This is a genomic window from Aeromicrobium sp. REDSEA-S32_B7 (assembly GCF_001626145.1).
GTDB lineage: Bacteria > Actinomycetota > Actinomycetes > Propionibacteriales > Nocardioidaceae > Aeromicrobium > Aeromicrobium erythreum.
Genome location: NZ_LUNF01000220.1, coordinates 1 through 8,643 on the forward strand (window position 1 = coordinate 1; position 8,643 = coordinate 8,643).

General features: G+C 73.7%; 4 protein-coding genes and 1 pseudogene. 1 reads left to right on the plus strand and 4 read right to left on the minus strand.

The window, feature by feature from the left end; all coding sequences use genetic code 11:
* Positions 1-58: 58 nt before the first annotated feature.
* From A6Q79_RS14430 to A6Q79_RS14445, 4 genes are all read right to left on the minus strand, one after another.
* Positions 59-2,518, minus strand: a complete 2,460-nt coding sequence (locus A6Q79_RS14430) for a helix-turn-helix domain-containing protein (RefSeq protein ID WP_317698663.1) — start codon at positions 2,516-2,518, stop codon at positions 59-61.
* A gap of 140 nt (positions 2,519-2,658) precedes the next feature.
* The gene (locus A6Q79_RS14435; protein ID WP_286690522.1) at positions 2,659-5,460 is read right to left on the minus strand and encodes an aconitate hydratase; all 2,802 of its coding nucleotides are present in this window, start codon (positions 5,458-5,460) and stop codon (positions 2,659-2,661) included.
* Between the two features lie 189 nt (positions 5,461-5,649).
* Positions 5,650-5,967 carry a hypothetical protein gene (locus tag A6Q79_RS14440; protein ID WP_317698664.1) on the minus strand — a complete coding sequence of 106 codons (318 nt, stop codon included), beginning with the start codon at positions 5,965-5,967 and terminating at the stop codon, positions 5,650-5,652.
* A 346-nt stretch (positions 5,968-6,313) separates the two neighbouring features.
* Positions 6,314-7,426 carry an SCO7613 C-terminal domain-containing membrane protein gene (locus A6Q79_RS14445; protein ID WP_317698665.1) on the minus strand — a complete coding sequence of 371 codons (1,113 nt, stop codon included), beginning with the start codon at positions 7,424-7,426 and terminating at the stop codon, positions 6,314-6,316.
* Positions 7,427-7,592: 166 nt separating this feature from the next.
* On the opposite strand from A6Q79_RS14445, the pseudogene A6Q79_RS14450 reads away from it, so the two are divergent.
* A pseudogene (locus A6Q79_RS14450) lies at positions 7,593-8,643 on the plus strand (hypothetical protein); the annotation flags it as partial.

Sequence of the window (8,643 nt, forward strand, 5' to 3'; positions counted from 1 at the left end):
GCGCCGAACAGCGCGCGATTGCAACAGCTTGGCGGACGCCCGGCCGGCCCCGCACCGGTCAGTCGTCGTCGGTCAGGCCGTGCTTCTTGATGCAATGGCGCAGCTGGTCGTAAGTCAGGCCGAGCGCCTTGGCAGTCTGGCGCTGGTTCCAGCGATGCTTGCCCAGCGCATGCTCGACGATCGCACGCTCATGCGCATCCACCGCTCCGCGCAGGTCCGCGACGAGATCGAAATCGGGCATGGCAGGCGCGGCCGTTGCAGCCGACTGCTGCGCCGGACTGTCCTTGCGCGGGCCCGGGCCGGCGGGTTTCCACGGGCTGTCGAAGGGATCGAAAACGACGTGCCCGATCGGCTGGTCCCAATCGTCCCAGCGATAGATCGCGCGCTCGACGACATTGCGCAATTCGCGCACATTGCCCGGCCAGTCGTGCCGTTCGAGCTGGTCGGCGACATGCGGCGCGAAACCGGGCCAGCCTTCCCAGCCGAGTTCGGCCGCCATACGGCGTCCGAAATAATCGGCCAGCACCTCGACATCGCCTTCGCGCACGCGCAGCGGCGGCTGCTTGGCCGCCGAGCGGGCCGCCTGCACGTCCTTCAGCGCGGCGGCGAGGGCCGGACCCTCACGGCGGGGCGCCCGCAGCACCAGGCGCTCGTGCACCGGCTCGCCCGGGCGCGTGGAGGTCGGCACCGGGCCGAGCACCTCGGTGGAGGGCGTCCACCGTGCGGAGACGAGCGGCGTCACGTCGGCGGCCGGACCCTCGACCACGGCCACGCGCGCGACAGGAGGCAGGTGCGCCTCCGCGCGCTCGGCGAGCTCACGCTCGGCGAGGCCGGCGGGGTCGGCACGCACGAGTCCCTGCAGGAGCGCCGGGTCGCCGACCGCCACGGCGTCGGCGCGCTCCCGCGCCAGGGCGAGGGCGTTGAACCAGCGGCGGTGCGCCTCCTCGAGCACACGGAGGTCGTCGCGGCCCAGCGCCAGCCAGGTGTCCATCAGCACGACGAGCGCGTAGCCCCCGGCCACCCGCGGCTCGGCGCCGGGCGTGGCCAGCACCAGCACGTCGCCCTCGGGCGCGACCGCGAGCACGTCGGCACCGCCGGAGGTGACGACCTCGCGGCCCGGGAACGCCGCGGCGTACTCCTCGGCGGTCCGCAGCTGGCCGACGACGGGTGCGCGGAGCCGGTGCGACCCGCAGGCGCGGCAGGTCCAGCTCGGGTCGGCGGTCCCGCACCAGCGGCAGGTGGGCAGGGCGTCACGACCGGACTGGGCGAGCGGGCCCTCGCACGTGGTGCACCGGGCCGGGGTCCGGCAGTCCTGGCAGGCGAGCGACGTGCGGTATCCCCGGCGCGGCACCTGCACGAGCACCGGCCCGTCGGCGCGCCGGACCGCGGCGAACACCTCGTGCGGGAGCCGGGCGGGCGCACCACCGGCGACGCTGCCGTCGGTGACGGCGAGCCGTGGCCAGGCGCGGCGCCGGGTGACCGCCTCGGCCTGGACCGACCTCGACCAGCCCGACGCGACGAGCGACTGGCCCTCCGCCGTGCGCGCGTAGCCCGCCAGCAGCAGGGCCGTGTCCTCCCGGACCGCGCGGGTGAGCAGCACCTCGCGGGTGTGCAGGTACGGGGCGCGGGGCTCGACGTAGAGGTCGTCGCCGTCGTCCCAGAGCGCCACCAGCCCCAGCTGCCGCACGGGCGCGAACGCCGCGGCACGGGTGCCCAGCACCACCGACACCTCGCCCCGCGCGACGGCCAGGAACGCCCGGTAGCGCTCGGCGGGCTTCTGTGCGGACGACAGCACGACGTGGCGTCCCTCCCCGAGGACGGAGCGGAGCACGGTGTCCCAGTGGTCGAGGTCGCGGGCGTCGGGGACGCACACCACGCTGCCGCGACCGGAGCGCAGCGTGGCCAGCACCGCCTCCGCGACGGCGACCGCCGGGTCGCGCAGCGGGAGCGCCTCCCACACGACGCGCGGCGCTCCCCCGGACTCGAGCGAGGCGAGGAGATCGGGGCCGTCGGGCCACAGGTGCCAGGCCTCGCCGTCGACGTGGGGCAGGGGGCCCTCGGACGCGGGGACCGACGGACGGGCCTCGACCCGTGCCTGACGCGGCGGGACGGCCAGGCGCAGCACGTCGGACAGCGTGCCCGCCCAGCGGTCGGCGACCTCTCGGGCCAGGCCGAGCCCCTCCGGGCTCAGCACCGGCTCCGCCGACACGACCTTGGACAGCGGGGCGAGCCGACCCTCGTGCGCCGAGGCGCCGCCGAGGCCGACCACGAACCCGTCGGTGAGCCGTCCGGCGAAGCGCACCTTGACCCGGCAGCCGGGCACGGGCTGCGGGTCCAGGTCGGCGGGCACGGCGTAGTCGAAGAGCCGGTCGAGGTGCGGCAGCGGCGTGTCGACCGCGACCCGCGCGACCAGCACGGGTTCCGCCTCACGACCAGGCTCCTCGGCTGCTGCCGGCTGGGTCGTCGGTGGGGGCGACGGCGGCAGCGCGAGGAGCTCGAGCTGGTCGCTGGTGGTCACGCGCACTGTCTACCAGCCGGCTCCGACGACACGACCGCCCCACCACGGCCCCACGCACGGGCTCACCCACGACGGACGAGACGCCGCCCCCGACCGGGGACGGCGTCTCGTCGTGGCGCGGCGGCCCGGAGGCCGACCGCTCAGTCCAGCAGGCTGCGCAGCACGTACGGCATGATGCCGCCGTTGCGGTAGTAGTTCGCCTCGCCGGGGGTGTCGATGCGGACGACCGCGTCGAACTCGACGGTCTCGCCGCCCTCCTGCGTGGCGACGACCTTGACCGTCTTCGGCGTGCGGCCCTCGTTGAGCTCGGTGACACCGTTGACCGAGAAGGTCTCCTCGCCCGTGAGGCCCAGCGACTCGGCGTTCTCGCCCTGCGGGAACTGCAGCGGGAGGACGCCCATGCCGATGAGGTTCGAGCGGTGGATGCGCTCGTAGGACTCCGCGATGACGACCTTCACGCCCAGCAGCGCCGTGCCCTTGGCCGCCCAGTCGCGCGACGAGCCGGAGCCGTACTCCTTGCCCGACAGCACCACCAGCGGCACGCCGGCGGCCTGGTAGTTCTGCGACGCGTCGAAGACGGTCGTGACCTCTCCCCCGGCCGTGAAGTCGCGTGTGAAGCCACCCTCGGTGCCCGGGGCGATCTGGTTGCGCAGGCGGATGTTCGCGAACGTGCCGCGGATCATGACCTCGTGGTTGCCGCGGCGCGAGCCGAGGGAGTTGAAGTCACGCGGCTCGACGCCCTTCTCCATCAGGTACTTGCCCGCGGGGCTGTCCTTCTTGATGGCACCGGCCGGGCTGATGTGGTCGGTCGTCACCGAATCGCCGAGCTTGAGGAGCACGCGAGCGCCCTCGATGTCGGTGACCGGCTCCGGCTCCAGGCCCATGCCGTCGAAGTACGGCGCCTTGCGGGCGTACGTGGAGTCCTCGTCCCAGGCGAACGTGTCGCCCTCGGGCGTCGGCAGGTTCTGCCAGCGCTCGTCGCCCGCGAAGACGTCGGCGTACTCCTTGCCGAACGTGTCGCTCGTGATCGAGGAGGCGATGACGTCCTCGACCTCGGCCGGGGACGGCCAGATGTCCTTCAGGTACACCGGGTTGCCGTCGGTGTCCTCACCGAGCGGCTCCGTCGTGATGTCGACGTCCATCGAGCCGGCGATGGCGTAGGCGACCACCAGCGGCGGCGACGCCAGGTAGTTCATCTTGATGTCCGGGTTGATGCGGCCCTCGAAGTTGCGGTTGCCCGACAGCACCGAGACGACGGCGAGGTCGTTCTCGTTGACGGCGGCGCTCACCTCGGGGATGAGCGGACCGGAGTTGCCGATGCAGGTCGTGCAGCCGTAGCCGACGAGGTTGAAGCCCAGCTTGTCGAGGTAGGGCGTGAGGCCGGAGCGGTCGTAGTAGTCCGAGACGACCTTCGACCCGGGCGCCAGCGTCGTCTTGACCCACGGCTTGCGCGTCAGGCCCTTCTCGACGGCCTTCTTCGCGAGCAGCGCCGCGCCGATCATGACCGACGGGTTCGACGTGTTCGTGCACGACGTGATCGCGGCGATGGTGACGGCGCCGTGGTCGAGGGTGAACGTCTGGCCGTCGAGCGTGACCTCGATCGGGTTGCTCGGGCGACCGCCGTCGGCGGGGACGCACGAGAGGTAGTCGCGCGAGGGCGTGGTGCCCTCGGCGTCCGAGGCCGGCGGGTCGGAGGCGGGGAACGACTCCTCGAGCGCCTCGTCGTACTTGCCCGTGGTGGTCTCGGCCTCCTCCTCGACGTACGCGTTGAGCGCGCCGCGGAAGCCCTCCTTGGCCGACGCGAGCTCGACGCGGTCCTGGGGACGCTTCGGGCCGGCGATCGAGGGGACGACCGTCGAGAGGTCGAGCTCGAGGTACTCGGAGTAGCGCGGCTCGTGGTCGGGGTCGTGCCACAGGCCCTGGGCCTTGGCGTAGGCCTCGACGAGCGCGACCTGCTCGGCGCTGCGGCCGGTCAGCTCGAGGTACTTCGTGGTCTCCTCGTCGATCGGGAAGACCGCGATGGTGGAGCCGTACTCGGGGCTCATGTTGCCGATCGTGGCGCGGTTGGCCAGCGGGACGGCGCCGACGCCGGAGCCGTAGAACTCGACGAACTTGCCGACGACGCCGTGGTCGCGCAGCATCTCGGTGATCGTGAGCACGAGGTCGGTCGCCGTGGCGCCCTCGGGCAGCTCGCCGTGGAGCTTGAAGCCGACGACGCGCGGGATGAGCATGCTGATCGGCTGGCCGAGCATCGCGGCCTCGGCCTCGATGCCGCCCACGCCCCAGCCGACGACGCCGAGGCCGTTGACCATGGTGGTGTGGGAGTCGGTGCCGACGCAGGAGTCGGGGTAGACCGTGCCGTCCTTGTCGAACACGACGCGCGCGAGGTGCTCGATGTTGACCTGGTGCACGATGCCGGTTCCGGGCGGGACGACCTTGAAGTTGTCGAACGCGCCCTGGCCCCAGCGCAGGAACTTGTAGCGCTCGCCGTTGCGCTCGTACTCGATCTCGACGTTGCGCTCGAAGGCCTCGGGCGTGCCGAAGACGTCGGCGATCACGGAGTGGTCGATGACCATCTCGGCGGGTGCGAGCGGGTTGATCTTGGACGGGTCGCCGCCGAGGTCGACCATGGCCTCGCGCATGGTGGCGAGGTCGACGACGCAGGGGACGCCGGTGAAGTCCTGCATGATCACGCGCGCGGGCGTGAACTGGATCTCCTGGTCGGGCTCGCTCGACGGGTCCCAGGCGGCGATCGCCTTGATGTCGTCGGCGGTGATGTCGGCCCCGTCCTCGGTGCGCAGGAGCGCCTCGAGCAGGACCTTCAGGCTGAACGGGAGCGTGGTGACGTCGAGGCCGTCACCCTGCACCGCGTCAAGCTTGAAGTACGTGTAGCTGGTGCCGTCCACCTCGAGCGTCTGCTCGGCGTTGAAGCTGTCGACCATGGGTGTCTCCTTCGCGTCGGGTTCCATCCTGCCGACCGGACCGCCGGGCTGCCAGGTCAGGTGCGCCTTACCTGACGCCCTGCCAGCTGCCGCGACACGTGCACCGCGAGGGTGTCCGGCCGGGAAAGTCTCTTGATGTCAAGATACACGATGTCAAGAGGAATGTTCGACGACGCGGTCGCCGGCGGGTCAGAAGAGCCCGGGCCAGCGCCACAGGAGCGGCCACATGAACGCCAGCTGCGCCGCGCACACCGTCAGGACGCCCACCACGCCGACCGCGTCGAGGACGACGAGCGCGCGACGCCGCGGCACCGACGTGGCCGCGTCGTCGCCGTGCGCACGGACGACCTCGGTGCCGGCGACGCGGTCGAGCACACCGCGGTGCATGCCCAGGAGCAGCGGCACCAGCAGCGCCAGGAGGCCCAGGTAGGCCGCGAACCCGAGGTGCCACGCGTCCGGCGTGGCCGAGCGCAGGACCGTGGGCAGGCCAATGGGCACCGCCGCCACGCGGCCCCGGTCGGGCTCCCCTCTCCCGCGCGGACGACCCGCAGGCCCTCGCGGTGCTTGCCGATGCTGTGCCCGCGGACGCCCTGCCGCAGACCGTTGTTCCACAGCACGAACAGCTCTCCGGCGACGAGCCCGCCCAGCAGCAGTCCGTCGGAGCGGCCCAGGGTCCACACGTCGCCGGTGGTCGCGCTGCCCAGGATCCGCGCGACGAGCACCACCAGCGCGCCCGCGGTGAAGGCGACGCAGAACAGCAGCACGTCCTGGGCGAGCGCCGAGCGTCGCAGGTCGCCGACGGTGCGTTCCTCGTCGCCGACGTCGGACGCGGGCGTGAGGTCCTGGGCGTCGTTCATCGCATCGCTCCGATCCAGCGGGCGGCCGCGCGGCCGTCGCGCACCCGACTCTCCCACGTCATGCCCACGCCGAGCATCGACACACCGGCGGCGGCGATGAGGATCCAGCGCGGCAGCGCGACGGCGACCGGACCGAGCTGGACGAGGAGCAGCAGCCCCACCAGGACGGCCCCTGCCACGAAGGGCGCGAGCCAGCGCAGCCGGACGCCGAGCGCCAGCACGGCGAGCGACACGAGCCCCAGTGCGAGCCCCCGCGGACTCGTCGGAGCGAGGAGCGCCTGCGGCAGGCTCGGCAGCAGTCCGAGCACGAGCCCCGGCCCGAGGGCGACCACCGTGCTGCGCGGCGGCTCCGTGCGCAGCAGCACCCACGCCCCGGCACCGAGCAGCACGAGCGCGAACGGCACGGTGTAGGCCTCGACCACGCCGACGTCGCTGGCCACGAGCCGCAGCACGTAGGCGATGCCGAGCGGCACGGTCGCCACCCACCGCAGGACGGCCCGGTCGGGGACGAGGAGCGAGACGAGCACCAGCGTGGCGCCCAGCAGCGTGAGCAGGAGGGCGAGCCAGGCGAGCGACGTCGTCCCCGCCGCCCACAGCACGGTGACGAGGAGCGCGGTCACCGCGGCCAGCTCGACCCCACGGCGACCTCGACGGTCGTCGAGGAGTGCCGACGCCCCCGCCCCGACGACGAGGGCCGCGAGCAGGACGGTGAGCGAGGCGACGGTCGCAGGCGCGTCGACCAGCTCGAGGACCGGGACGGTCGAGGCGATCGCGGTCACGGCCGCCGCCGACGCGGCGAGGTCGCGCCAGGGCGGTCCGTCGTCCGGCAGCGCGCAGACCCCGAGCAGGACGGCCGCCAGCGGCCAGGCGACGACGGCCGTCTCCCAGTCGCCGATGCACACGACGACGGCCACGGTCGCGAGCACCCCACCGACCGCGCGCAGGAAGGCGCGGTCGGCGACCAGCAGCGAGACCAGGACGGCGGCAACGGCCGGGAGCAGGAGGGTGGCGACGAGCCACACGACGTCGACGTCGACCACGGCCGCGGCGACGAGCACGCCGCCCAGCGCCAGCAGGCCCGAGCGGCGGCACGAGCGCGATCCCGACATGCACGGTCGCGACCGCCGCCAGCACCTCTCGCACCGGAGCGGGTCGTGCCGCCCGGGCGGCGACCACGGCCACGAGCGCCGACACGCCCCACACCCACCACGCGGTGGACCAGTCCCCCGCGACCAGCAGGTCCGCGACCACCGCGGCCGTGGCCGCAAGAGCGGGGTGGGCGACCCGTCGACCGTGCGGCGCGGCCGCGACGAGCGCGAGGGTCGCCCCGAGCGTGAGCGCGGCGACCGCTCCCGCGACCGGGCTGACCTCCGCCGCGCTGGTCGCTACGGTCACGAGGAGCGCGGCGGCGAGACCGGTCTCGACCCCGGTGCGCCGTGCGACGTCGTCGACCAGGAGCACTCCGACGAGGAACGTCAGCACGATCGCGGCGACGAGGGCGGCCAGCCGGACCTGCGCGTCGCCGTCGAGCGCCACCACCAGCACGCCTGCCGTCCCTGGGCCCCAGGCTGCGGCCAGGCCGAGCGCGACACCACTCCGCAGGCGGGGCGCCCGCACGAGCGCGACGACGACCAGGCCGAGCGTCGCGGCAGCCCACACGACGACGCACGCCCACGGCGCGTCGAGGGCGAGCGCGGGCGCGACGGCCAGCGTCGCGACCGACACCCACCACCACGGTGCGGGCCTTCCGGTGGGCGTCCCGAAGGTCGTCACGGCCCAGAGCACGAGGGCACCGGCGACGACGCTGCCGGCCAGCAGCACCGCCGACGGACCGGCGTCGGCGAGCACAGACCAGGCGGTGACGACGGCGACGCTGGTGGCCGCGCCGGGCGCCCAGGGCCGCAGACGTCCCACGACGCGCCAGCGTGCAGCACCGAGGACGACCAGCGTCGCTGTGGCACCGAGGGTCCACGCGAGCCAGGGCCGGTCGGTGCCGGGCACGTCGAAGGTCGTGAGGGGGTGGTCGATGCGCTGGCCGCCCGTGGTCGTCAGTGCCTCGCCCACCACGGCCAGCAGCTGCGCTCCCCACGGGAAGAGCGCGAGCGTCACCAGGAGCGATGGCGCGATGCCTGCCGCACGCGCTCCTCGTGCCCACGGTCCGCGGCCGGGGACCCAGACCGCGGGGACCGCGACCGCGGCAAGCACGAGCAGGGCGCCGTACTGCGGTGCCGCCGACCACGCGGGCAGGGCCGCCAGGAGCGTGAGCGTCGAGAGCGCGGCGCCGGCGGACACCGTCCGCGCCGGGGCGGGCAACCGCCCGAACGAC

Excerpts from the sequence above, each read along its gene's own strand:
- A6Q79_RS14445 (WP_317698665.1), bottom strand. The coding sequence starts at position 7,426 with ATGTCGGGATCGCGCTCGTGCCGCCGCTCGGGCCTGCTGGCGCTGGGC.
- A6Q79_RS14435 (WP_286690522.1), bottom strand. The coding sequence starts at position 5,460 with ATGGTCGACAGCTTCAACGCCGAGCAGACGCTCGAGGTGGACGGCACC.